This window comes from Micromonospora lutea, from assembly GCF_016863535.1.
Lineage (GTDB): Bacteria > Actinomycetota > Actinomycetes > Mycobacteriales > Micromonosporaceae > Micromonospora > Micromonospora lutea.
Window position 1 is genome coordinate 1 of record NZ_BOPB01000012.1, and the last position, 23,540, is coordinate 23,540.

24 protein-coding genes are annotated in these 23,540 nt (G+C 67.2%); 9 read left to right on the forward strand and 15 right to left on the reverse strand.

Translation table 11 applies throughout. The features are described from left to right. Positions 1-152 precede the first annotated feature (152 nt). Positions 153-1,502 (forward strand): poly(ethylene terephthalate) hydrolase family protein, encoded by a 1,350-nt coding sequence (locus tag Vlu01_RS12895; RefSeq protein WP_239095870.1) that lies wholly within the window; start codon positions 153-155, stop codon positions 1,500-1,502. A 303-nt stretch (positions 1,503-1,805) separates the two neighbouring features. Then, positions 1,806-3,203: an extracellular catalytic domain type 1 short-chain-length polyhydroxyalkanoate depolymerase gene (locus Vlu01_RS12900; protein ID WP_203998301.1), complete on the forward strand. Its 1,398-nt coding sequence runs from the start codon at positions 1,806-1,808 to the stop codon at positions 3,201-3,203. Between the two features lie 91 nt (positions 3,204-3,294). On the opposite strand, the gene Vlu01_RS12905 is transcribed toward Vlu01_RS12900, so the two are convergent. From Vlu01_RS12905 to Vlu01_RS12955, 11 genes are all read right to left on the reverse strand, one after another. After that, on the reverse strand, positions 3,295-4,188 hold the full coding sequence (locus tag Vlu01_RS12905; protein ID WP_203998303.1) for a hypothetical protein: 894 nt from the start codon (positions 4,186-4,188) through the stop codon (positions 3,295-3,297). Positions 4,189-4,207: 19 nt separating this feature from the next. After that, the gene (locus Vlu01_RS12910) at positions 4,208-5,626 is read right to left on the reverse strand and encodes a sulfatase family protein (protein WP_203998306.1); all 1,419 of its coding nucleotides are present in this window, start codon (positions 5,624-5,626) and stop codon (positions 4,208-4,210) included. A gap of 83 nt (positions 5,627-5,709) precedes the next feature. Further along, positions 5,710-6,267, reverse strand: coding sequence for a DUF421 domain-containing protein (locus tag Vlu01_RS12915; RefSeq protein ID WP_203998309.1), 558 nt, complete (start codon positions 6,265-6,267; stop codon positions 5,710-5,712). A 147-nt stretch (positions 6,268-6,414) separates the two neighbouring features. Then, the gene (locus tag Vlu01_RS12920; protein ID WP_203998311.1) at positions 6,415-7,023 is read right to left on the reverse strand and encodes a GTP-binding protein; all 609 of its coding nucleotides are present in this window, start codon (positions 7,021-7,023) and stop codon (positions 6,415-6,417) included. After that, positions 7,004-7,381 (reverse strand): DUF742 domain-containing protein, encoded by a 378-nt coding sequence (locus Vlu01_RS12925; protein ID WP_203998314.1) that lies wholly within the window; start codon positions 7,379-7,381, stop codon positions 7,004-7,006. Before Vlu01_RS12925 ends, Vlu01_RS12920 begins: the two co-directional genes overlap by 20 nt. Positions 7,382-7,389: 8 nt before the next feature. Then, on the reverse strand, positions 7,390-7,800 hold the full coding sequence (locus tag Vlu01_RS12930) for a roadblock/LC7 domain-containing protein (protein ID WP_203998317.1): 411 nt from the start codon (positions 7,798-7,800) through the stop codon (positions 7,390-7,392). A gap of 17 nt (positions 7,801-7,817) precedes the next feature. Then, positions 7,818-10,208 (reverse strand): sensor histidine kinase, encoded by a 2,391-nt coding sequence (locus tag Vlu01_RS12935; RefSeq protein ID WP_203998320.1) that lies wholly within the window; start codon positions 10,206-10,208, stop codon positions 7,818-7,820. A gap of 247 nt (positions 10,209-10,455) precedes the next feature. Beyond that, the gene (locus Vlu01_RS12940) at positions 10,456-11,355 is read right to left on the reverse strand and encodes a terpene synthase family protein (RefSeq protein WP_203998323.1); all 900 of its coding nucleotides are present in this window, start codon (positions 11,353-11,355) and stop codon (positions 10,456-10,458) included. Beyond that, a complete protein-coding gene (locus Vlu01_RS12945) occupies positions 11,355-12,707 on the reverse strand; it encodes a cytochrome P450 (protein WP_203998581.1) in 1,353 nt (450 codons plus the stop codon). The genes Vlu01_RS12940 and Vlu01_RS12945 overlap by 1 nt, the downstream gene beginning before the upstream one ends. A 460-nt stretch (positions 12,708-13,167) precedes the next feature. Then, the gene (locus Vlu01_RS12950) at positions 13,168-14,376 is read right to left on the reverse strand and encodes an MAB_1171c family putative transporter (RefSeq protein WP_308440941.1); all 1,209 of its coding nucleotides are present in this window, start codon (positions 14,374-14,376) and stop codon (positions 13,168-13,170) included. 19 nt (positions 14,377-14,395) lie between these two features. Beyond that, positions 14,396-14,914 (reverse strand): ImmA/IrrE family metallo-endopeptidase, encoded by a 519-nt coding sequence (locus Vlu01_RS12955; RefSeq protein ID WP_203998329.1) that lies wholly within the window; start codon positions 14,912-14,914, stop codon positions 14,396-14,398. Positions 14,915-15,184: 270 nt separating this feature from the next. Here Vlu01_RS12955 and Vlu01_RS12960 point away from each other — a divergent pair, with 270 nt between their 5' ends. After that, complete coding sequence (locus Vlu01_RS12960) at positions 15,185-15,799, forward strand: phosphoesterase PA-phosphatase (RefSeq protein WP_203998332.1); 615 nt, start codon at positions 15,185-15,187, stop codon at positions 15,797-15,799. Between the two features lie 124 nt (positions 15,800-15,923). Here Vlu01_RS12960 and Vlu01_RS12965 read toward each other — a convergent pair whose 3' ends face one another. Together Vlu01_RS12965 and Vlu01_RS12970 are read right to left on the reverse strand one after the other, a co-directional pair. Continuing rightward, positions 15,924-16,346, reverse strand: coding sequence for a helix-turn-helix domain-containing protein (locus tag Vlu01_RS12965; protein WP_203998335.1), 423 nt, complete (start codon positions 16,344-16,346; stop codon positions 15,924-15,926). Positions 16,347-16,917: 571 nt separating this feature from the next. Beyond that, the gene (locus Vlu01_RS12970; protein WP_203998338.1) at positions 16,918-17,661 is read right to left on the reverse strand and encodes a TioE family transcriptional regulator; all 744 of its coding nucleotides are present in this window, start codon (positions 17,659-17,661) and stop codon (positions 16,918-16,920) included. A 124-nt stretch (positions 17,662-17,785) separates the two neighbouring features. Here Vlu01_RS12970 and Vlu01_RS12975 point away from each other — a divergent pair, with 124 nt between their 5' ends. Continuing rightward, positions 17,786-19,375 (forward strand): DUF6194 family protein, encoded by a 1,590-nt coding sequence (locus tag Vlu01_RS12975; RefSeq protein ID WP_203998341.1) that lies wholly within the window; start codon positions 17,786-17,788, stop codon positions 19,373-19,375. 138 nt (positions 19,376-19,513) lie between these two features. Here Vlu01_RS12975 and Vlu01_RS12980 read toward each other — a convergent pair whose 3' ends face one another. Further along, positions 19,514-20,056, reverse strand: a complete 543-nt coding sequence (locus Vlu01_RS12980) for a MerR family transcriptional regulator (protein WP_239095871.1) — start codon at positions 20,054-20,056, stop codon at positions 19,514-19,516. Here Vlu01_RS12980 and Vlu01_RS12985 point away from each other — a divergent pair. The 5 genes from Vlu01_RS12985 (at position 20,015) to Vlu01_RS27830 (ending at position 22,838) form a co-directional block, all read left to right on the forward strand. After that, a complete protein-coding gene (locus Vlu01_RS12985; protein ID WP_203998343.1) occupies positions 20,015-20,848 on the forward strand; it encodes an NAD(P)-dependent oxidoreductase in 834 nt (277 codons plus the stop codon). The genes Vlu01_RS12980 and Vlu01_RS12985 overlap by 42 nt on opposite strands. 172 nt (positions 20,849-21,020) lie before the next feature. Continuing rightward, entirely contained in the window at positions 21,021-21,440 is a 420-nt protein-coding gene (locus Vlu01_RS12990; RefSeq protein ID WP_203998345.1) for an Hsp20/alpha crystallin family protein, read from the forward strand. 110 nt (positions 21,441-21,550) lie between these two features. After that, entirely contained in the window at positions 21,551-21,904 is a 354-nt protein-coding gene (locus tag Vlu01_RS12995) for a nitroreductase/quinone reductase family protein (RefSeq protein WP_239095872.1), read from the forward strand. A gap of 308 nt (positions 21,905-22,212) precedes the next feature. Further along, complete coding sequence (locus Vlu01_RS13000) at positions 22,213-22,572, forward strand: CBS domain-containing protein (RefSeq protein ID WP_203998347.1); 360 nt, start codon at positions 22,213-22,215, stop codon at positions 22,570-22,572. Between the two features lie 5 nt (positions 22,573-22,577). After that, positions 22,578-22,838: an LLM class flavin-dependent oxidoreductase gene (locus Vlu01_RS27830; RefSeq protein WP_308440942.1), complete on the forward strand. Its 261-nt coding sequence runs from the start codon at positions 22,578-22,580 to the stop codon at positions 22,836-22,838. On the opposite strand, the gene Vlu01_RS13010 is transcribed toward Vlu01_RS27830, so the two are convergent. Further along, a complete protein-coding gene (locus Vlu01_RS13010) occupies positions 22,835-23,425 on the reverse strand; it encodes an NADPH-dependent FMN reductase (protein WP_203998349.1) in 591 nt (196 codons plus the stop codon). The two genes, Vlu01_RS27830 and Vlu01_RS13010, sit on opposite strands and share 4 nt — an antisense overlap. Positions 23,426-23,540: the final 115 nt, after the last annotated feature.

Consider the following 23,540-nt stretch of genomic DNA (forward strand, 5'->3'; position numbering starts at 1 on the left):
CGGCGTTCAGGTCCGGCTCGGGCACAGCCGGTACGGGCGGGCTCGGTACACACCGAGCCCGCCCATCCCTCACCCACCACCACCAGGAGGTACCCACAGTGCGAGTACACGCACACCACCCCCCGCCCTCGGAGGAAGCCCATGCCGACCGAGTGCCCGCCAGCGTTCGAGGGCGTCTGTTCAAGCTCGCCACGGCCGGGATCGCAGCCGCCGTCGGTCTGTTCACCATGACCGTGGCGACCAGCTCGGCGTCGGCCGCCGACAACCCGTACCAGCGGGGGCCGGACCCGACCCGGACCAGCGTCACGGCCGTCAACGGCCCGTTCGCCAACACGTCGGTCAGCGTCCCGACCGGGCAGGGCTTCAACGGCGGCAGGATCTACTACCCGACCGACACCAGCCAGGGCACCTTCGGGGCCGTCGCGATCTCGCCGGGTTACACCGCGTTGTTCTCCGCCGAGCTGGCCTGGATGGGGCCGTGGCTGGCGTCGCACGGCTTCGTCGTGATCGGCATCGAGACCAACAGCACCAACGACTTCGACACGGCGCGCGGCACTCAGTTGCTCGCCGCGTTGGACTACCTGACGCAGCGGAGCTCGGTACGTGACCGCGTCGACCCGAACCGACTGGCCGTTTCCGGTCACTCCATGGGCGGCGGTGGGGCGCTGAGCGCAGCCGCGCGACGTTCGTCGCTGAAGGCAGTGGTCGGCATCACGCCGTACTCGCCGTCGTCGAACCTGGCCAACGTCCGGGTGCCCACGATGGTCGTCTCCGGGCAGGCGGACACGGTTGTCACCCCGTCCTACGCCCTCAACCTGTACAACAGCCTTCCGAGCACGACGGAGAGCGTCTACCTGGAGGTCGCCGGCGGGGATCATGGGTTCATGGTCGGCCGGTCGAACCCGGTGCTGGTCCGGACCATGCTGCCGTTCCTGAAGATGTTCGTCGACAACGACACCCGGTACAGCCAGTTCCTCTGCCCGCTGATGGACAACAGCGGCGTCGTCACCTACCGCAGCACCTGTCCGTTGCTGCCCACGCCGACGACTCCGCCGCCAACCACCGGCCCGACCACCCCGCCGCCCACCACTCCACCGACGACCACCCCGCCGCCCTCCGGGTCGACCGGTCAGATCGTCGGCACCCAGTCCAACCGCTGCATCGACGTCCCCAACTCGTCCCGCAACAACGGCACCCGCGTCCAGCTCTACGACTGCCACGGGCAAGCCAACCAAACCTGGACCTACGACAGCAGCACCAAACAACTCCGCGTCTACGGCGACATGTGCCTTGACGCCTCAGGTTCCGGCAACGGCGCCGCCGTCCAGATCTACAGCTGCCACAACCAGACCAACCAACAATGGAACATCAACTCCAACGGCACCATCAGCGGCGTTCAATCCAACCGCTGCCTCGACGCCTGGAGTACCAACAACGGCGCGCAGATCCAGCTCTACGACTGCCACGGACAGACCAACCAACAGTTCCGCATCCGGGCATGAGCTGACCGACCCGACGCACTTCCTGGTCGGGTACGCGCAGGGCTGCACCTCAACAGAGCGGTTCGAAACGGGCGGGCTCGGCATCATGCCGGGCCCGCCCTGCTTGTCCAGACCTCCGTACGGACACCGGCACGCCTGCCGGTCGCGGACCGCCGAGCCGTCCACGCGATGCCCCGACCGCCGTAGGACGGCGCCCTCAGCGTCCCACCTGTCGGACCCACGGCGTCGAAACATTAGGTGCTTCATTGACGGTCGTCAGAGATATGTCTAGTGTTTACATTAGTTAACATCAATGGAGGTGTCATGAAACGAACCAGGGCGGCGCTGGCTGGAGTGGCCAGCATCCTGCTCCTCACCGTGGGTCTTGTCGCCCTGTCATCGCCGGCGTCCGCCGCGTCGCTGGTCGAGGTGACCAACTTCGGCAACAACCCCGGCGGCATGCGAATGCACATCTACGTGCCGGACAACCGGCCCGCCAACCCGCCCATCGTGGTCGCCATGCACGGCTGCGGCGGATCGGGGCCGGGCTTCTACTCGGGCAGCGAGTTCGCCTCGCTGTCAAACCAGTACGGGTTCATCGTGATCTACCCGAGCGCCATGCAGGAGGCCGGCTTCGGCAAGTGCTTCGACACCTGGTCGGACGCGTCCAAGCGTCGTGGTGGTGGCAGCGACCCGGTTTCCATCGAGTCGATGGTGAACTACGCGCGAACCCAGCACGGCGGTGACATCAACCGGGTCTACGCCACCGGCAGTTCCTCCGGCGGCATGATGACGCAGCACATGCTCGCGGTATATCCCGACCTGTTCAAGGCGGGTGCGTCCTTCATGGGCGTGCCCTTCAACTGTTTCGCCAACGCGGCCGCCTATCCGCCCGGCGGTCCCTGCACCAACGGCAGCATGAACCGGACCCCGCAGCAGTGGGGTGACGCCGTTCGGTCGGCGTACCCCGGCTACACCGGCCCGCGCCCGCCGATCCAGCTGTGGCACGGCACCAACGACAACCTCGTGCCCTACTCGCTGTTGCAGGAGTCGGTCGAACAGTGGACCAACGTGCACGGGCTGAGCCAGACCCCGACGTCCACCGACACCCCGCAGCCCAACTGGAACCGCCGCCGCTTCGGCACCCAGGTTGAGGCGTACGCCATCCAGGGCGCCGGACACAGCCTGCCGTCCAGCGGTATGGCCCGGGTCGCCATCCAGTTCTTCGGGCTGGACCGCACCTCACCTACCACTCCGCCGCCGAATGGCTCGCCCACCCCCACGCCCACGACTCCCGGGCCCACCCCCACCACTCCTGCGCCCACCTCTCCACCCGGCTCCGCCAGCGAAATCATCGGTACCCAGTCCAACCGGTGCATCGACGTACCCAACGCCTCCCGCAACAACGGCACCCGCGTCCAGCTCTACGACTGCAACAAGCAGACCAACCAGGCCTGGACCTACACCACCAACAAACAACTACAGGTCTACGGCAACATGTGCCTCGACGCCGCAGGCTCCGGCAACGGCGCCGCCGTCCAGATCTACAGCTGCCACAACCAGACCAACCAACAATGGAACATCAACTCCAACGGCACCATCAGCGGCGTCCAATCCGGCCGATGCCTCGACGCCTGGAGCACCAACAACGGAGCCCAAATCCAGCTCTACGACTGCCACGGGCAGACGAACCAGCAGTTCCGCCTCGCACCCCTCGCATGATGATCTGATTGATGCAACGCACTGAAAAGAGCGGGCCCGGCGGTGACGCCGGGCCCGCTCGAACCACGGCACGAGCTACCGGCATACGGTGTCAACCCACGCCACGAACATTCGTGGTCCCGGCACCGCTGCGCGCGGTCGCCTTGGTCCCACGTTTACGCAGCATCCCCGCGAGGGGGAAGAGCAGCGCGAAGCTGGCCAACGACGTCACGATCACCATGACCAGTGTGCCGTTGTCGTCGAAGCCCTGGGTTGCCATCACCGTGGCCGCCGAGATGTTGCGTTGCGCGGTACCGAGCCCGAGCACCTCGCGGGCATCGCGGTCCCTGCCACCGAGCAGGTAGCCGATCACGAAGGCTCCGACGATCATCAGTAGCGGTGGGACGATCGCGCCGTCGGTGAACAGGTCGATGATCGTCGGAATGTTGGCCAGCGTGGTGGCGACGACGAGTACCACCAGGGTGACGGTGGAGACGCGGCGCGCGACGGGACCCCACTGCCGGGCCCGGCCTGGCCAGCGGCTGTTGACCAGCAGGGCGCCGGCCAACGGAAGAAGCATGCTCAGCAACAGTGGTACGGCGAGCGCGCCGAAAGAGACCTCAGCCTCGGGTAGCACCCTAGGCACGACAACCGGTGCGTACAGCACGGTGACGGGCAGCAGCAGCACCAGCAACGTCGCGCTGAGCGGGACTTCGGACTGGGCCACCGCGGTCAGCTTGACCAGGAATGGTGCGCCGGCCGCCAGTGCGACCAGGAGCAGCCCGGCCGCCAGGGGTCGGTCGATCGGCCAGAGCCGGAGAATGCCGAGTACGAGGAGGGGGACCAGCACGAAGTTGGCCAGCAACGCCCGCAGCAACGCCCACACGTCGCGCAGCGGAAGGAGAATCTGCCTGGCCGAGTAGGTGAACCCGACCGAGAGCATCGAGGTCACGGCGAACACCAGGACCGCGAGATCCGCCACCTGGGCAAGTAGGTCCGACAGCATTGTCACCTCACCTGCGACCTCAGTCTGGCTCGCTGGCGGCGGGCTTCGCCTCCGAGGACCGGGGCACGCCCGGATGACTCGGCGGATAGGGCAACAGTTCGGCGTCGATCCGCTCCCAGGTGACGCGCAGCTCGTCCAGCCTCTCGGGATGGTGGTTCGCGATATCCGCCTGCTCCCGGCCGTCGACCGTCAGGTCGTACATCAGGTGGAAGGGCCCTTCGCGGCGCGGCCAGTTGCCCAGCACCGACCGCTCGCGGCGGTCGTACAGGTACTTGTACCCGCCGCTGCGCAGCGCTCCCTGGTTCGAGGTACGCCAGAACAGCACATGCTCGGGAAAATCGGCCCCATCGACGAGCCATGGCAACAGGCTCACCCCGTCCAGCGGGTGTCCGTCGTCGGGTGCGGTCCCACCGGCTTCGATCAGCGTGGCGGTCAGGTCCAGGGTGTCGATCGGGTGGTCGGTGACCTGACCGCCGGCCACAGCGGCAGGCCACCGCAGGATCAGCGGCACCCGGATGCCACCTTCGGCCAGGTCGCCCTTCTCACCCACGAGCGGCCAGTTGTTCGACCATCGCTCGCCGCCGTTGTCGGAGGTGAAGACGACGATGGTGTTGTCCGCCCGCCCCGAGTCGGCCAGCGCGTTCAGCACCTTGCCGATGGCGGAGTCCATCTCCTCGACGAGCTCACCGTACTTCGCCAGTGAACCTCCGTCGGCATGGATCAACGGGGTGGGCACCGACTGCTGGCTGAACCTGCGCCGGATTTCCTCACCGACCTGGCGGTCACCCGGCCCTTCCCAGGGCCAGTGTGGCGCGGTGTAGTTGAGCTGCACGTAAAACGGGCGGTCTCGGTCAGCGGCAACGAACTCGGCCGCGCGGTCGGAGATCAGCGTCGTGTAGTACCCGACTTCCTCCACCGAGGTCTCCCCTTCGTACAGGTCGGCCTCGCCGTTCGTGTTGATGTGCTCGAAGTAGTCGATCGCCCCGTCGAAGTTGCCGTAGAAGGTCTGAAAGCCGATCCGCAGCGGGCTGTACCAGGGCAGCCACCCGCAGTGCCACTTGCCGAACATGGCCGTCTCGTAGCCGGCGGCCAGCAGCAACGACGACAGGGTCGGATGGTCGGCCGGAATCCCGTTGCCCTCGGTGTGCGTGGTGAGCGGTTCCTCCAGTCCTGCCGGCAGCCGGGAGGGGTAACGCCCGGTGTACAGCCCGATGCGGGTCGACGAGCACCACGGGGAGCACGCGTAGCCGTGGCGGAACAACATGCCCGCCTCGGCGAGTCGATCGAGACTGGGGGTACGGATCGTCGACGAGCCGTAGCAGCCAAGATCCGCCCAGCCCAGGTCGTCGGCCAGGATGAAAAGAATGTTGGGTGGCTCGGCCGGTCGCCCCTTGCTCGATCGCCCCGCTCCGACCGCTGCCGTTCCTGCAGTCGCCATAACCCCGCATACCTGTTTACCAGGGCGTCAAACGTCGCACCGCACACCACCGGGTGGGAAGGCGTACGCCCGGGTCGTCGCGCCTAACGCATCGCGATCCGCACGACCTGGACGTTGTCGGCGACGGTGACATCGACAACGCGCTCCTCACCAGGACGGGGAATCACACTGATGCTGCCGTCGCGTTCGAGATAGGCGAGCCGCACCCGCGACAGATCGGGCTCGCTACCGCTACCACGCAGGGCCTCGTCGAGATCCGCCAAGGAAACGTGACTCTTTCGCATCCCGGCGCTGCGGACCTGCCCGTCCTCGACCAGCAGGACCGGATTTCCCTTCACGAGCGGACCGAATGATTTGACGTGGTACGAGATCGTCGCGATCAGCCGATGCATCAGGACAAGCACGAGACCCGCCAGCCAGACCCCGACAAGGTCGAGGCTGTTGGTGATGGCGCGGCTCATGATCGAGCCGAACATGACCGCGACGACGAGATCGAAGGCGGTCGACTTGCCGAACAGCCGCTTGTGCCCGAAGCGGACGATTGCCACCGACACGATGAAGGTCAGAACCGCCCTCAGCGCCATCTGGCCCGAAGTGAGCTCGTCCGCACCGATCCCAAGCAGTGACCGCAGCAGGCTCATCAGCCGACCAGTTCCCACCACACTCACACGAATGGACGCGGACAACCAACATCGTACGGGGTATTCCGGACGGAAACGGCCGAACAAGGGCATCCACCGGTCGCAGACCGGACCAGGGCATGAGGCTGTGGTGCGGCAGGTCGCCGGCTAGTGACCCACCGGCTCGGGTCGGCGAGTCATCCCCTGCCTCTTCACATGCTCGATCAGCGCCACGAGGACCTCCTTGGACGACTGCCGCTGCCGCGCGTCACACAACATCACCGGCACGTCCGGGTCGAGGTCCAAGGCCAGTCGCACTTCGTCGAGGCTGTACTGGCGGGCATTTTCGAAGCAGTTGACTGCCACGATGAACGGCAACTTGGCGCGTTCGAAATAGTCGACGGAGGGGAAGCAGTCCGCGAGCCGCCGGGTGTCTGCCAAGACCACGGCACCCAGGGCACCGATAGTGAGTTCGTCCCAGACGAACCAGAAGCGGTCCTGGCCCGGGGTGCCGAACAGGTAGAGGACGAGTTCCTCGCTGATGGTGATCCGGCCGAAGTCCATCGCCACGGTCGTTGTCGACTTCGCCTCGACGCCGGAGATGTCATCGACACCCACGCCCTGCTCGGAGAGAACCTCCTCGGTTCGTAGCGGCTTGGTTTCGCTGACGGATCCCACGAGGGTGGTCTTGCCTACGCCGAAGCCACCCGCGATGAGGATTTTGATGGCGGTGGGGAGGGTCGCCTGACCCGTCCGCTCAGAGTTGACGTAGTCCATTGATGAGCGCCTCGAATACGCTGTCGTCGGGAAGGGTGGCGGCTTGGCGAGGTTCGTTGACCTGAACGAATCCCTGAGCGATCAGTCCGTCTAGCAGCACTCGGATGGTGCCAAGGGGAAGGCTGAGGTGTGCGGCCACTTCTGCGAGTGCAAGCGGTCGTTGGCAGAGATGAATAATCTTCGCCTGTTCTGGTGCTATCCCCACCTCGGACGGTGGGGCCGATCGGGTCGATAGGACAATAGCGACCACGTTGAAGCTGTTGGCTGGTTTCGCCCGCCCGCCGGTAACGGCGTACGGCCGGACCACTGGCCCGGCTGCGTCATCTAACCAAACCGGTTCTTCGTCGGGCATCGTCATGGCGGCCCCTAGTTGTTGGTGTGCTGGCTCGGCCGGGTCGGGGAGGCGAGGAACTTGCCAGCTCGGGCAACGACCATCGCCATCTCGTATGCGACAAGTCCGACGTCGGTGTCTTCAGCCGCGAGGACGGCCAGGCACGCGTTGCTTCCGGCCGCAGTGACGAACAGGAAAGACGACTTCATCTCGATGATGGTTTGTTGGACGGGCCCGCCACCGAACCGTTTGCTGGCGCCCTTCGCGAGGCTCTGGATGCCCGATGCCATCGCGGCCAGATGTTCCGCGTCGTCGCGGCTGAGCTGAGCGGAGGAGGCCATGAGCAGGCCGTCAGCGGAGAGCACAATGGCATGCTCAGCCTGTTTAACACGCCCGACCAGGTCGTCGAGCAGCCAGGCCAGGTCGGCCGCGGAATTCTGCTGCACTTGCCCGTTCCTCTTTCTCACCGGTCGGTTTCGGCCGCAGACGTTTCGTCGGCAGCGTCAAATTGCCCTTCATCGTCGGCGTTGACGAGACGTGCGGCGTCATCACGCCCACGGCGGGTGCCGGACTGGTAGGAGGCCATCATCCGGCGAATATCGTCTGGAGATCGCACCGCCTCGTCGTCATCCGGCGGTTGTGTGTGGCCTGGCGACGGGTCACGCAGTTGTCGAGCGATGTTGGCCTGGCGGACTCGCATGGGCAGCCCGTGCTCAGTGTGCTCAACGCGCTCAGCCGAAGGCCCGGACCGCTGCCTCACGCCGGGCGCGCTCGTGGCCTGCCCCTCAGTGGCGGTGGCGCCAGCGTCAGCGGCGGCACGCAGTGGGCGTACTGCTGGCAGTTCCACCGTTTCGCCGTGCACAGGTGCGGCCTCGGCGACGGCGACAGTGGCCTGTCGCACGGGGGACACGCGCTGGGCATCGCCGGGTACCACAGTCTCCGTGGGCCTGCCCGCAGTCGGTGCGGGCGCGGCGCCGATCGGCTCTGCGGTGGTGACCAGATCCTTGGGAATGAGCACGACCGCCGTCGTTCCGCCGTACGGTGACGGCTTCAGTCGCACCGCGATGTGATGTTTGGCGGCCAGACGACTGACGACGAACAGTCCAAGTTTCTTGGCATCGGCGAGGTTGAACTCGACGGCCGTGGCAAGACCCAGGTTCGCGGCTTCGAGGTCTTCCTCGGCCATGCCGAGACCTCGGTCCTCGATTTCGATGGCAAAACCATTGGCGACGAGTTGCCCACGCACCTCGACAGGGGTGCTCTTCGGCGAGAAGGTGAGAGCGTTCTCGATCAGTTCGGCGAGCAGGTGAATGATGTCACCGGCGGCCCGGCCAGCGAGCGCGACCGACCCGAATGGCATCACCTTCACGCGGGTGTAGTCCTCCACCTCCTGCACCGCAGCGCGGGCCACGTCGACCATGGGCACGTTGCGACGCCAACCACGGCCGGGCGTCGCGCCCGAGAGAACGATGAGGTTCTCGGCGTTGCGTCGCATACGGGTGGCGAGGTGGTCGACCCGGAAGAGGTCTTCGAGCTCGTCGGCATCCTCCTGCCGGCGCTCCATCTCATCGAGAAGGGTCACCTGACGGTGGACGAGTGCCTGGGTCCGGCGGGCCAGGTTCAGGAAGACGTCACGCACGTTGCGGCGTAGCTCCGCCTGCTCGACGGCGGTACGGACAGCCGTCTCCTGAACGGCGTTGAAGGCTTGACCGACCTGCCCGATCTCGTCGGAACCGAAGTCGAGAGGCGGTGCCTCGGCGGCGACGTCCACCTTTTCGCCGCGCTGAAGGCGTTCGACCACTGAGGGAAGCCGCTCGTCCGCGAGTTGGTGGGCCGCGTCACGCAGCCGCTGTAGTTGGGCCACGAGAGCACGCGCGGTGGTGATCGAGACGACGATCGACGCGATGACCGCGAGCAGACCCAGACCGGCGGCCAGTACGAGCCGGACGATCACCCCGACCGCCACCGGGACGGCGCGCTCCACCAGACTGTCGCCGCTGCCGAGAACCATTTCCTGCAGATGGGTCAACGCGGCATCGGCGGCTTCGTCCCACTCCTCGGCGGTGACAGGCGGACGGGCCGATGCCCTGGTGCTGATGATCCGGTCCTCGAGCTGCCGCAGATTCCTGAACGCCTCGCCGTTGACGACCTGGTTGAAGGCTTCCTGGTCGGCGTCATTCAGCTTCGTACGACCCGCGACGAAGCGTTGTGCGATGACCAACTCGGTGAACCGGAACTGTTCACCGGCTGTGATCCGCGTGGCGGCGAGCGCCCCGGCGAGCAGGGCGTCCTCCTGCGAAATGATCTCCCGGAGGCGGTACAGCTCGATCAGGTTCCGGGTGTCCTGCTGGATCTCGGTGTCGTCGAGCGTACCGACGACGTCGTAGACCGCGAACAGCGACTCGACGAGCTTGCTGTAGGTGCTGATGGTGCTTGCCCGGTCGACCGACCGGGTGTCGACGGACTCCCGGACGTCCTGCAATTGATCAAGCTCGGCGATCGCCTCATCGACGCGCTGTTCGGCTTCGCGATCCGCCGCGAGGCGGGCCAGCCGGCTGCGTGCGCTCGATTTGAAAGCCTTGGCGTTCTTGTCGACCGCCAGCCGGGCGGCATCGAGTGCGCTCCTCCGGTCGGCACCGGAACCACCCAGGTAAGCGACGGTGAGGCGTCGCTCGACCTGCAGATCCAGCAGCAGCGGCTCGCTCGGTGAGACGATCTGACTGTCAACCGCTTGTACGCCAAGGAGGTTCACACCTTCTCGTAAGGTGACCCAGGCAGCGAATGCCCAGAGGGCAACCAGTGAGGCGAGAAGCGCGATGACCTTTGTGCGCAGATTGGCGCTGCGAGACCGCATTGAACCGTCCATGCCGAGCAGAAGAACTTGTCGGCAGAGGCATGCCGACCAAGCCGCCGGTGTAGGCAGACCGACGCACGCTAGCAGTTGTCTGACTATTGACTCAAGACCGTGACGGAAAGTCACGTCCACAGAGGATTACGTTTTCCCGAGGGCAGCATCGCCGGCTATCGCCGGCAGACCCTAAAGCACGTTCAGACAGGGAGGTCAGCACCTTTCGCCGTACTGGCGAGGCTCACCAGCGATGTCACCGAGGACCCCAGAAGTCGGTGCCGTGATAGAAGCCGGTCGTGAAACCGAGTACGCGCTGTAGGTAGGTCACCTGCTGCGGGCTGACCTCGGCCAGCGGATCGAGCAGCTGCTGGCACCGCTTGGCCTGCTCGATCGCCTGCTCGCGCACCTCGTCCTCATCGACGCCCAGCATCAGGATGTTCAGGTCGCCGCCCTTGACGTCACGCTGGTAGCTGGCCAGGTCGTTGACCAGCCGCAGGACCTTCTCCACCTCGTAACTGGCCCGGACCAGTCCAACCAGTTGCTCCTCGGTCTCCACCGCGCTGGTGGCGATCCAGTGGGAGATGTTGACCCAGGTGGCACCGTAACCGGCGGCGTTCGCCAGGTATTCACTGGCAGATGGCAGATCGACCATGCTCGTGTGGTGATCTGCCCTCCACTGCCACTCCCGTAGCTCAGCGTCGAGCATCCGCCGCAGCTCCTCCTGCCACAGGTGACCCAGGCGTGGAAAGAGTGGGGTAGCTGCCAGGTCGTCGCGGATGTCGGCCAGGAACTGCGTGAGTTGGTCGCCGGCTGCTGGGGCGTCGCCGGCCGCCACCGCGAGACAGGCGGTGACGGTAGCGGTGGCCTCGTCCAGCGAGGTGATCTCCGAGTCGATCCGCCAGTCCTCTGCGGTCACCCACAGCGAAGTACGGTTTGCGGTGCGTAGCTCGGTGGCGGTGCACCAGGGAGCGATGAACGCGGTGGACATCGCCAGGGCGCTCAGCATGGCCCCGTCGACGGGAGGATCCGGAAACAGCGCAGGATAGCTGGCGACGCGGTCCTGCAGGTCGCGTTGGCCCCTGGTGGCGACGGAGCAGATTCGTCCCTGCTCAGCGGTGTGATCGAGCGCGGCGGCCAGGGTGTCCTGGGGCATCAGCGGCTCCTACTGGCGACGGAGTGCTCGCGGTGGGACAGGGTCAGCTCGACTCGCTGCCGTGGACGCAGCGACGCGGCGACCCGCGGCGCGGGCACTGTGGGATCGGTCAGCGCGAAACGGTACTTGCTGACCAGGGTCGCCACGATCAACAAAGCCTCCACGTTGAACAGATGTTCTCCGAGGCACCGGTGCATGCCAAGCCCGAACGGGAAGTACGCGTGACGGCGGCTCTTGTCAGCCTCGGCACTGCCCGGGGCGAAGCGCTCCGGATCGAAGGACTCGGCCGTCGTACCCCAGTAAGCCGTCATCCGCTGCGTGGCGTACGGGGAGACGATGACGGTCGCGCCCTGCTCGATTCGCACTCCACCCAGCAGGTCGGAAGCCATCGCACGCCGGGGGACGATCCAACCTGCGGGGTACAGACGTAGGAGTTCGTCGAGCACCATCTGCGTGTAGGTGAGCTGCGACAGATGCTCCGCCCGCACCGGCCCGGCACCGACAACCTCGTCGACCTCCGCGTACAGCCGGTCCGCGACGGCGGGGTGATTGGCGAGGACCGGCCAGAGCCAGGTCAAGACGACGTAGCTGGTCTCCGTGGTGACGGCCACCATCGACACCAGGTCGTCGCGCATCTGCCGTTCGGACAACGGCTGCCCGTCGCGTTGAGCACGCGCCAAGGTCGACAACACATCGTCGCCGTCGCCGGGCTCGCGCACCGCAGCGCGGAGGACCGGAAGCAGGATGTTGTCGATGGTCTGCACGGAGCGGTGGAAGCGACGGTCGCCGGGCATCGGAATCCACCATGGGGCGAAGGGGGCCAGCAGACGCGGCGCCATGGAGGTGACGATGGCCTCCTGCGCCGCCATGATGCGCAGCGCGTCGTCAACCGAGACCCGGGAGTCGAAGAACGCCCGCATGATGGCGGCGCAGACGAGGCGCGACAGCTCCGTGCCGATGTCGACGACGCTACCGGTTGCCGCCGCCTCATCCAGCCTGCCGGTCGCCCCTTCGATGGCCTCCGCCATCGGTGCCACCAGCGCGTCGATACGACCTCTCCGGAACAGCGGGGCCAGGATCCGGCGCGACGCCAACCAGCTGTCGCCCTCGGCGAGGATTCCGTCGCCGACCAGTTTGCGGACCGAGCGCCACAGTGCGGTGTCGTCGCCCCGGGGATAGTTGGCGGACCGATCCTGCAGCACCTGCCGCACATGATCAGGATTGGTCACCAGGTATGGGCTGGAAACTCCAAGCCCGAGACGTACGACCTCGCCGCCAGACGCGTTACCAGTGTCCACCAGGGACTGGTGCGCGTCACGGAGGAAGCTCGGCAGCGCCTTCCAAGCAGGCACAGTCACGGGTCTGCTGGCTGCCTCTGCCTTCGGCGCCATCGTCGGCCTCCTCCCGTAGGCTCGCCCTCGAAGTTGCCGAGCGCGCAACTGCCAGGACTCAATCCGGCCTTAGTGTGCAAGTTGTGAAGGCGATCTCGCAATGGGTGACCAGCTTCGTCACTCACCCTTGCGGCAGCGGCGTTCGGTGTGCCAGGCATCGTCGGCCAGCGATGCTCCAACGATCGTCGGACGTTGTCCGCCACCGGCGAGCGGGCCCCGAATCCGCTTCCTACCGCAGGTCGCGCTCCATGAGGAGCGTAGGCGTCACGCCCTCCTTGAGCACTGCCCCGGTTCGTGGATCGACAGCACGCCAGCGGTGCTCGTGAGGTCGCACCACGACATAGCCGAGTGCCTCGTAGAAAGTGACACTGTCGAGATCGTGTGCCGCGGCAGGTCGGATCCGTAACCTGCCGTCACGCGGTCACCCTACGTCGACTGCTTCGGCTGCCGCTTGTCGCACGAACGGTTCGCGCAGCGCGGCCGAGATCATCCCGAGCCGTCGCGCATCGGCGTCCACATCCACCCGCTCGATCATCGGTGGCCGCTGTTCCAGACCGGGATCCTCTTCAGGGTGCACAGGTGGCCCCTGCCGCTGGCGATGTACTGCGGAGAGAATTGCCGCCGCTTCGCCGGCTGCCACTGCCCGTTCCAGGTCCCAGCCCGCCTCGACTGCGCGGTGCCGGGCCACCGCCTTCAGGCGCGGGTCCAGCGGGCCGATGGCCTGCAGTCCGTCACCGATCTCCACGCATCGCCGGTACAGCCGCTGCCCAAGGCCCCAAGCTGCGCCACGGGCACGGTGAGGTCGACGAGGCGGATGCAGTGCGATCGTCGGGACCGCCTGATACAGCAGGAACCACAGGGCGTGCAGTTGCCGGTACGCCTCGCTCCTGCGCGGCCAGGCACGCAGGCCGTCGACGGCCTTCCACACCGTCGCCAGCACGAAGCTCGAACAGGTCAACGACACCGACAGGCTGACCAGGGTTTGTGAGGCGACGGGTTCCGGCCATGGTGCGCTCAGACCGGCCAACTTGAGAGCGATGAAGAAGGCCTTGTGGCCGACGTAGGCGCCGCCGAACCCGGCGCCGCCGCTGAGCAGGCGCATCACCACTTTCAGTCGGGTGCCGGCGTATCTGGCGTAGCCGAGCGACATGCGCAGGATGTCGGCCACGGACACGGCGAGGTACAGCAGGAACGCCAGCATGTAGACGCCGACCTCGGGCAGGTCCCCGTACCGCTCGGCGAAGTGCAGCGGCTCGGAGGCCGGGAAGTCTGCCGCCCAGAACATCGTTGCCATCACCGTGAACACGACGGCCAGGAGCACCAGCCGTCGACGTATCTGCCGCCGCGCCTTCAGCGGATCACCCAGGTGCAGGAAGAGGAACTGGATCGCCGTTGCCGCCAACAGCGCCGAGCCGTGCTCAGCGAGCTTCGCCAGATTCGGTACGCCGGAGATCTGGTCGATGAAGCTGTGGACCGGCGCCCAACCGAGCGTGACGGCGAGCCCGCAACCCAGGCAGATGCCCACGCTCGCCCAGATCTTCTGATCCTTCGGGTCCCTTACCAGCGCTCCCAGCTTGACGATGAGCGCCGCCACGGCCACGAGCGCGGCGACGACATGGCCGATGGCCACCAACACCGGCTGCTCCTGTCTAGTCGGTCAACGTCGCCGCGATGCGGTACATCACTGCGGCGGTGTCCTGGTGCAGGTCCTCGAAGGCACCGACCTGGCCGACCCGGTCCAGCCGGGCGCCAAGGTAGGTCGCCAGGAGTTCGGCGTCCATCTCCTGCTGCTGGTCAAAGGATGCCGACGACCGGGCCAGCATCGTCACGGCCCGATCGGCATCGCCGCACTCGATATGGGGTGTCGCGTCGTCGTCGACCGCCGCGCCGGTGTGCTTCAGCGCAATGTGCATCAGCTCGTGCAACGTCGTCTGGACCTGCAGCACCGGCGATGAGTCGCGGTTGTAGAGCACGTAGTCCGTCTCGGCTGTCGCCAACCAGAGCCCACATGGCCCGGCCGGCTCGTCAACGGTCATCGCGACAAACTGGATCGGGCGACCGCGTTCCTCCTCGAGGGTGGCCACCAACGCCGGAATGGTCAACGGCACCGGCAGAGTGACATCAAGCCGACGCAGCAACCTGTGAGCCCGGCGCTTCTGGTGCCACATCGTCTGTCATCACCCTTCTGCGGGCGGTGCCCGAGACGCCTCCCGTTCGTGCATCACTCCGAGCGCACGTGTCAGCGTCCAGCCTTGGCGCTCGCACCAACCACAATAGTGGCGATCGCAGACAGGCAGCATAGCCAAGCAGCCACACCCGCACGGGCCCGCGAGGACTGGCGTGGCACGGCCGACGTGCGGTGACCCGCTGAGTGAGGGCCACGGGCAGCGAACCGCAACCGGTGCCTCTCCGTCAACGGATGCTGCAGAATTCCAGGGGTGCTCGATGCCCTCGACTCCCCCAGCCGCAGCGTCTCCACCCGAATCGCTCGTGTCGTCACCGAGGCGTTCGCCCCGGCTCTCCTGGCGGCGGCCATGCCGGTCGTGGTCGCGCTGCGCACCAGCACGCCTGCCGTCGGGTCGGGCCTCGGCTGGGCTCTGGTGGGCGCGCTGTTCTGCTCGGTGATCCCGAACGGTCTCATCTGGTGGCAGGTCCGCCAGGGGCGCCTCAGCGACCATCACATCCGGGTACGCGAGCAGCGCCGCACCCCCCTGGTGTACGGGCTCGTCTCCGTACTGATCGGTTTGGCGCTCCTGGTCGGCTTCCAGGCGCCACGGCCGGTGATCGCCATGGTCGTCGTGATGTTCGGCCTTGGCCTCGCCGTGACTCTGGTGAACCTGGTGTGGAAGCTGAGCATCCACGCGGCGGTCGCGGCCGGTTCGGCCGCCGTCCTGGTCATCGTCTTCGGACCGAAATTGCTTGTCGCCGCTCCCGTGGTCGTCCTCGTGGGGTGGTCGCGGGTTGAGCTTCGCGATCACACCGTCGGCCAGGTGATCGCCGGCACCGTAGCGGGACTGCTCGTGGCGGTGCCGATCTTTCTCCTGCTTCGCTAGCGCGGTGTCCAGGAACGTTGACGGTGTCGCGGCGAGGTCCAGGCGGCGGCCGGTCAGGGACTTCGACACGCGCCCAACTGCGGTGGTCGCTCCTTGCCGACGACCGGGCGGTGTCAGGGGTTTCCTACCGCGTCGGCCGGTCCCGTCGCGCCGACTTGTTGCGAGCCTCCAGCGCGGCAACCTGCTCCACGATCTTGCGCAGGCTGGCGCGCGGGACTCCCGGCGGTAGCCGGCGCGCCAACACCGTGATCGTCTTCAGGTCGGGATCAACGTCGACCTCGCCGGAGTCAGCCTCCTCCACCGCGTCGAAGAAGTAGTTGGGCTGCACCCGGAAGAAGTTCGCCAACTGCTGGATCGCCGAGCGCGAGGGATTGTCCCTCTCGCCGTTGAGCAGATAGTTCACGTAGCTGGTCGACAGTCCCGTCCCCTTGGCGATGTCGTCCGGCGAGTACGGCTCGCTAGTGCCCGGCTTGACATGCGTGTCCATCAAATGCCTGAGCCGTGCGGCGAAGGACGGTCTCTCCTCACCCGCGCCACCGTCCCCCATGACCGCCCTCCCATCCCAGCGCGCCACAATCGTGGTGAAGCGGATACATGCTCCACAATAGTTGCAGGAGCTGATCGACCATGCTTGACTAGCGGAGCCTGACCACTTCAGTGGCCTTAACGCCACTCTGGACAACCATAGTGACGACACAGCCACGCTCGTCCTCCCCCAGGGGCCGAGACCGCATCACGGTCGGGTAACGATCGCCAGACGCGGCGGGGTCGCAGATCGGGGGATGTGCGAACCGCGTTGGATACGTGTCCCGACCCGGGATGCCACCGGCAGAAAGAGCGACCGGACCAGCGCAGCCGCACATTGCACCTGCACCGACCGTGATCTGGCGTCCGGTGGCCCCGGGCCCCCATTGCCCGGGGCCACGCCACCAACACCGCCCGTTTCGCTCCCGCCCTCCTTTCGCGACCGTCGAGGCGGCTCCACGATCCAGGGCGTGACCCGCAGGGACAGCTCTTGCAGGGGTCGCGGCACCGCTCACAGTGTGATGTCGTACTCGCACGGGCGACTCCTTCCCCCGTAGGAGTCGGGCCGCCACAGCGGTCGAGCCGATCAGCGTTCAGTGTCGCCGTACGGCGGGCCCGCGGTCGGCGTCGAGGTATTCGGCGAGCCGGGCGGCCCCGGTGAGCATCGCCCGGCCGCGCGTGGTGAGTTGTTCCCGCCACTGGCGCAGCGACGCAGCGAGCGGTTCGGCGCCACCGGATTCGCGTACCCGACGCAGCACGCCGGCGATGTGGTCGAGCCGATATCCGCCGCGGCGCAGCAGGTGGGCGAGTTCGGCGTCGCGGACGTCGGCTGGTGAGTAGACGCGGTAGCCGGTCGCCGGGTCACGGGCCGGTTGCAGCACCCCAGCCCGCTCCCACTTGCGCAGGGTCGCGGGTCGTACGCCGAGGCGGTGGGCCAGCACGCTGATCGGCACCGCCTTCCGGCTCTTAGGTTGCAGTTCAGAGCCGGCGAGAACGGCGATTGCCGCCTCGACCGTGTCCAGGGTCTCCCGGTCGCGCTGCAGCAGCGCATGGCTGTGGTCGATGGTGCGCAACGCCGCGTCGATCTCACCTCGGTTGACGGCACGCATGATGTCGCCACTGGCCGCATAGCCATGGCCCGCGATCAGCACGAGGTAGGCAGTGAGTGCCCTGGCATGCACCTCGGTGAACCGACGGTAGCCGGTCGGGCTGCGTTGGGCCGGCGGCAGCACGCCGTCTCGCTCGTAGTTGCGCACCGCCTGCGCGGAAAGGCCGTGCGGCCGCGCGAGATCGATCGGCCGGCGTACCCCGGGAGTTGAAGGTTTCGTGGCTGCCACGGCTCTCCGTCACTGATCAGAGCGACCGGCAGTAGGGCAGTAGACGAGGCGGGTCCTGGCCCCGCCAGTCCTACTACCGGCCACTCCAAGTCTCAACGGTCGGTTCAAGGATACGGTCGATGGAATGACTTCCCTCCTCAACCTGCTCGCCGTACCGCCGACTCTGCTCGCGCTCGGCGAGCCCACGCATGGCGAGTCCGCTTTCCTCCAGATCCGCAACGAGGCCTTCATGTCGCTGGCCGAGCAGGGCTACCGGTCGATCGCACTGGAGAGCGACCGGGCTGCGGGCCTGGTGGCCAACGAGTTCGTCCAAGGCTCCGCCGCCGTCACGCTCGACCGTGCGCTAGCCGACGGGTTCAGCCACGGGTTCGGCAGCGCCCCCGCCAACCGTGACCTGCTGCTGCGCATGCGCGAGTGGAACGCCGGGCGGCCGGCTTCCGAGCACCTGGCGTTCCACGGCTTCGACGCCCCACTGGAAATCGAGGGCGCTCCGAGTCCACGGCGCTACCTCACCCGGGTCTGCGACTTCCTCGGCCTCGACCGGTCAGCCGAGATCGACGATCTGATCGGGGACGAGGCCCGGTGGAGCGACACCGCAGCGATATGGGAACCAGGCAGGTCGATCGGACGCTCGGCCGACGCACAGCGGCTGCGGGTCATCGCCGACGACCTGCTGACCGAGCTCTACCTGCAGGCAGCCCACCGAACCGAAGGCTGGCAGGCGGCATTCGTACACGCCACGTCCGCCATCGCGGTCCTGCGGTATCACGCCGCGGCAGCCGCACCACTGGAGCGGGAGGAGCGCTTCGCTCGCCTGGCCGGGGTCCGGGACGCGCTGATGGCGGAGAACCTGCTCGCGATCCGGTCGGTCGAGGCACACCGCGGACCCACCCTGGCCTTCGCGCACAACACGCATCTCCAACGGCACTCAAGCACGATGACGATGGCCGGAACGGAGATGTCGTGGGCCGGCGCCGGCGCGATCGTCGCCGCGCTGCTGGATGACCGGTACGCGGTGATCGTCGGTAGCCTCGGCGCGAGCCCCGCGCTCGGCATCGAGGCACCCGCCGCGTCGACCTACGAAGGCAGCCTCCAGCAGGAGAGCCTCCTGCCGCGCTACCTGCGCCCGTCGGAGATAGCACCGGCCGAGCAGCGATCGCACGACTACCGCTACTTCCCGTTGGACCAGGTCACCATCGCACGCGCCGACGCGGTGCTGCACATCCCGACCGGCGTCGACGCGGCCGTGCTCGCCGACCGGATTCTCGCGCTGCCCGGCGTCGAGCAGGTCGTGGCGAGCGAGGAGAACGGATCACCCGAGGACGCCTGGGGCGACCGGTTCTTCTACGTCGGTCCGGACCGACGCCAGCCGTTCGCCACCATCGTCGAGCACGACGTGCCCGGCTTCGACGACGCCTCTCAACTCGACCGCCCCGACGTCTTCCGCCTCAACCTGGACCTGGGCCGAGCCGAGTTCGAGAGCCTGTTCGGCTTTCCACCCAGAGATTTCGAGGACCACCGGCACGAGTTCGACTACGCCCGGCTGGACACTCTCGTGCCGCACCCGGGCTACGCGCGGTACGGCTTCGGCAGCATCGTCATGCCCGGCCCGCAGCTGCTGCCCGAGGTCGACCGGCTCCTCGCGATCGCGCACGCCCGAGCAGTCGACCGGGACGAGCGCGCGGCGCGCCGGGCGGCTGACCGGCAGGACTGACACCGACGCGACCTGGGTCAGAGGCGTGTGGCGGCCAGGGGTTACCGAGGCGACAGGTGTGCCGCCTTCGGCGCGGCTGCTCCGCTGGCAGCCCGCCGACGCGGAACCGGCGACCTGATCAAGCCGGCCCCCGGTCGCTCAGGCGGAGACGGGCGGCAGGTCAGCATCCGCCAAGGATGGACAGGCCTCGTCGCCCGTTCGCTCGGCCGCATCGATGTAGTCGGCGAGAGCGTCACGGGATCGGGCGAGCCTGTCCATCTGGTCGTCCAGCCGCCGCAGCCGGGAACGCATCGCGGCCAGCAGTTCGGGACACCCGAGCAGCTTTGGAGCCTCTCCGACCGCGCAGGGCAGCAGGTAGGCGATGTCCTCGGATGACAGACCGGCACCAAGCAGGTGGCGGATCTGCTTCACCCGCAGCATGGCGTTCTCGTCGTACTCGCGGTAACCGTTCGCGCCGCGGTCGGCCTTCAGCAGGCCCTGCGCCTCGTAATAGCGCAACTGATGAGCGTTGACGCCCGTCCTACGACTCAGTTCCCCGATCCGCATCGAACCTCGCTTGACCTTCACACCGGTATCAATGTTGATGATGCTGCCATGACCAAGAGCGATACTTCCGTAACCGTCATCGGACTCGGACTGATGGGTCAGGCCCTCGCCCGTGCGTTCCTGAAAGCCGGACATGACACCACCGTGTGGAACCGTACGCCCGCCAAGGCCGACCAGCTGGTGGCCGAAGGTGCGCGGCTGGCGTCAACGGTCGGCGACGCGCTCAAGGCCGGTTCCCTGACGATCCTCTGCGTCACCGACTACCCGGCCATGTTCGAGCTGCTCGGCGCGGCAGCAGTCGACCTGAACGGAAAGCTGCTGATCAGCATGACGTCGGGCAGCTCGACCCAGGCCCGGGAAGCCGCCCAATGGGCCGAGCAGCGCGGCGCCCGCTACCTGGACGCCGCCATCATGGCGATCCCGCCAGCGATCGGGACCGCCGAGGCGGTGATCCTGCACAGCGGGCCGCAGTCGGCTTTCGAGGCACACAGGCCAACGCTGAGTGCACTCGGCACCGTCACCTACCTGGGTACCGACCCTGGTCTAGCGTCCCTGTACGACGTGGCCGGCCTGGCGATGATGTGGAGCGTGCTGAACGCCTGGCTCCAGGGCACCGCCATGCTCAGGACGGCCGGCGTCGACGCTGCGACGTATGCGCCGTTCGCCCAGCAGATCGCGGCTGTGGTGGCCGAATGGCTGCCCGGGTATGCCGAGCAGATCGACCGCGGCGCCTTCCCCGCCGAGGCGTCGGCCCTGGAAACCGACGTGCGGGCGATGGCACACCTGATCGAGGAGAGCGAGGCGGTGGGTGTCAACGCCGAACTACCAAAGCTGATCAAGGCGATGGCAGACCGCTCGATCGCCGCCGGACACGGTGGAGAGCAGTATCCCGTGCTGATCGAGGAGTTCGGCAAAGTGAACACCTGAGCGCAGAACTGAAGGCGTGGGATCTCTGTGTCCGATCTCCCGCGACGCGGGGCCCCGATCGCCGCCAGACGCGCGACGCCGAAGGACCTGTCGGGACGGGTCGCCCGCCTCTGCTCAGAACGGTTTTCCCGGGTTCGAATGGAGGTGACGACGAGACGACAAGGAGGTCGTAATGTCGACGATCACACGCTGGAAGCGTGGTCCGCTGGCCCCGTTCGACTGGGCCGACCTGTCCCTGTTCCCGATGCTCGCGCCCAGCATCCGGATCGAGAACTACCTGGAGGGCGACCAGTACGTCATCCGCGCCGAACTGCCCGGCATCGACCCGGTGAAGGACGTCCGGATAACGTACGCCGGTGGCGAGCTGCGGCTCGACGTGGAGCGCAAGGAGCTGGTCCACCAGGACAAGATCCGTTCTGAGTTCCACTACGGATCCTTCTTCCGCACGATTCCCTTGCCCACGGGAGCCATCGAGAAGACCATCGCCGCCCGCTACGTCGACGGGATCCTCGAGATCACGGCGAAGGTCGCCGAGCCGGCTCCGGTCACGAAGGAGATCCCGGTCAAGATCGAGAACGGTAAGAAGGGCTGACACCGCTGGGGCCGGCTCCCTTCCCCCCGCCCCGGGGCCGGCCCCCCTGCGGCGACCCGGGAGGCTACCGGACCCGGGTCGACGGTCGCGGCGACCAGATGGAGGACGCGATGGGACGCTGGCCCTTCTCCGATGACGACCTTCGCAAGATGTACGCCGGAGGGCGGGGTGACGCCACGGCTCGCCGCTTCGCGCGTTTCTGGGCGGCGGTGCAGGGCGTCGGCCTGTTTCCCCGGCGCTGGGTGACGCTGGAGGTCGTGGGGCGTCGTAGCGGACGACTCACCCGGTTTCCGCTGGGCATGGCCGACTGGCAGGGCGAGTGGTACCTGGTGTCCATGCTGGGCGAGAACTGCAACTGGGTACGCAACGTGCACGCGGCCGGCGGCCGAGCGACCATCCGGCATGGACGCGCCAGGGCTGCCGCCTGGTCCTGGTACCGATCGACGAGCGAGCGCCGATCCTGAAACGGTATCTGCAGAAGGTGCCGGGAGCACGGCCGCACCTCCCTGTCGACCGGCACGCACCCCTGGCCGAGTTCGAGGAGATCGCTGCGCGCTACCCCGCCTTCCGCGTCGAGTTCGCCGGCAGCTACCCAGCTCGTTAAGAAGTGGTCCGGGTCAGCACCTTCAGCGGCATCACGTGACGTCGGCACTCGGACTGGATGCGATTCGATTCAGGGACATTGGAGGCGATCATGCGGGCGATCTACGTATCAGGACACGAGCCCGAAGGCGGGGCAGCCCGACGGGCACGTCGACCGGTGACCGAGGTGATGAGCAGTCCTGTCCTCTCCGTCTCCGTCGACACACGGCTCGGTGACGCGCTGGAGGCGATGGTTCGCACGGGGCGCCGTCACCTTGTCGTCGTCGACACGGCCGGGCGATGCGCGGGTGTGCTCGCCGACCGGGCGGTGGCTGCGGCGTGGGCGCATGACCACGCCGCACTGACCCGGCTCACCGTCGCGCAGGCGCTGGACCCGGACCCGGCGGTGGTGAACTCCCACGCAAAGGTGGTCGACGCGGCACGGCTGATGCGGGCCAGGGGCGTCGACGCCGTCGCGGTCCTCAACCCGGACGGCCTACCGATGGGCATCGTCACCGGAAGCGACCTGATCGCCCTCCTTGCCGGCTGAGGCGCCTGAGTGCTCGATCGCCGCGGCACCGCCGAACCGGCCAGCCCTGGTTTCTCGCCGGGGCGATCCTCGAGCGGACGAGCCGGCTGCGGGTCTTCCCCGACGTCGCGAACCTGCCGCTTCGCTCCCCGGTCACGATCGCCAAGACCGCCGCCCGTCTCGACTTGCTCTGGTCGGACGAGCGGTCGGTGCGCTTCTCCGGTCGACACTACGAGTTGCGGGGCGCGACGCCAGGACCGCAGCCGGCCCATGACAGCGGGCTCTAGGTCCCGGACTGGGCGGTGGCCATCGTCGTGTCAGCCCGCACGGTCGCCAACGCGCCGCTCCAGGCCGTCAGCTGGTCGAGCATCGTGTTCACCGCATCCACCTGATGGGCACCTGGCTTGAAAGCACTGAAGTTCTCAAAGTCGGTGAACAGCGACAGTGCCACCTGCGCCCGTACGTCCGCGACCTGCAACTCCGCCATCACCAGGCGGAGGTGCTCCACGGCGCGGGTGCCGCCGACGCTGCCGTAGCTCACGAACCCGGCCGCCTTGTTGTTCCACTCCGCGTAGAGGAAGTCGATGGCGTTCTTCAGCGCCCCGGACGTGGAGTGGTTGTACTCCGGGGTCACGAAGACGTACCCGTCGTAGGAGGCGATCTCCTCGGCCCACCGCAGCGTGTGTGGCTGGGTGTACTGCCCGAGCGACGGAGGCGCCATCTCGTCGAGATGCGGCAGGTCGAAGTCCTTGATGTCGACGAGGTGATACTCGGCGTCGCCGCGCTTGCTGGCGATGTCGTGCACCCAGCGAGCCACCGCCTCCCCGTTACGGCCGGGACGCGTACTGCCGATGATGATGCCGATTCTGGTCATTGTCGCCCTTCCGCTACGGTCCCGACACGTTCGGGACCTGTTGGTCATTACCCCATCTGCCCGGGTCTGAACGGACGCCGGAAGCCGGTCGGAGCCCTCAGCGGGATTGCTGGCG

Bases quoted from the DNA above. Each gene is read 5' to 3' on its own strand.
- Vlu01_RS12905 (WP_203998303.1), bottom strand. From the start codon at position 4,188: ATGCTGTCGGACCTACTTGCCCAGGTGGCGGATCTCGCGGTCCTGGTG.
- Vlu01_RS12915 (WP_203998309.1), bottom strand. From the start codon at position 6,267: ATGAGCCTGCTGCGGTCACTGCTTGGGATCGGTGCGGACGAGCTCACT.
- Vlu01_RS12910 (WP_203998306.1), bottom strand. From the start codon at position 5,626: ATGGCGACTGCAGGAACGGCAGCGGTCGGAGCGGGGCGATCGAGCAAG.
- Vlu01_RS12955 (WP_203998329.1), bottom strand. From the start codon at position 14,914: ATGTGGCACCAGAAGCGCCGGGCTCACAGGTTGCTGCGTCGGCTTGAT.
- Vlu01_RS12985 (WP_203998343.1), top strand. From the start codon at position 20,015: ATGGGTCAGGCCCTCGCCCGTGCGTTCCTGAAAGCCGGACATGACACC.
- Vlu01_RS12965 (WP_203998335.1), bottom strand. From the start codon at position 16,346: ATGGGGGACGGTGGCGCGGGTGAGGAGAGACCGTCCTTCGCCGCACGG.
- Vlu01_RS12935 (WP_203998320.1), bottom strand. From the start codon at position 10,208: ATGCGGTCTCGCAGCGCCAATCTGCGCACAAAGGTCATCGCGCTTCTC.
- Vlu01_RS12990 (WP_203998345.1), top strand. From the start codon at position 21,021: ATGTCGACGATCACACGCTGGAAGCGTGGTCCGCTGGCCCCGTTCGAC.
- Vlu01_RS12995 (WP_239095872.1), top strand. From the start codon at position 21,551: ATGGGACGCTGGCCCTTCTCCGATGACGACCTTCGCAAGATGTACGCC.
- Vlu01_RS12940 (WP_203998323.1), bottom strand. From the start codon at position 11,355: ATGCCCCAGGACACCCTGGCCGCCGCGCTCGATCACACCGCTGAGCAG.
- Vlu01_RS13010 (WP_203998349.1), bottom strand. From the start codon at position 23,425: ATGACCAGAATCGGCATCATCATCGGCAGTACGCGTCCCGGCCGTAAC.
- Vlu01_RS12980 (WP_239095871.1), bottom strand. From the start codon at position 20,056: ATGTCCGGCTTTCAGGAACGCACGGGCGAGGGCCTGACCCATCAGTCC.
- Vlu01_RS12900 (WP_203998301.1), top strand. From the start codon at position 1,806: ATGAAACGAACCAGGGCGGCGCTGGCTGGAGTGGCCAGCATCCTGCTC.
- Vlu01_RS13000 (WP_203998347.1), top strand. From the start codon at position 22,213: ATGAGCAGTCCTGTCCTCTCCGTCTCCGTCGACACACGGCTCGGTGAC.
- Vlu01_RS12925 (WP_203998314.1), bottom strand. From the start codon at position 7,381: ATGACGATGCCCGACGAAGAACCGGTTTGGTTAGATGACGCAGCCGGG.
- Vlu01_RS12975 (WP_203998341.1), top strand. From the start codon at position 17,786: ATGACTTCCCTCCTCAACCTGCTCGCCGTACCGCCGACTCTGCTCGCG.
- Vlu01_RS12920 (WP_203998311.1), bottom strand. From the start codon at position 7,023: ATGGACTACGTCAACTCTGAGCGGACGGGTCAGGCGACCCTCCCCACC.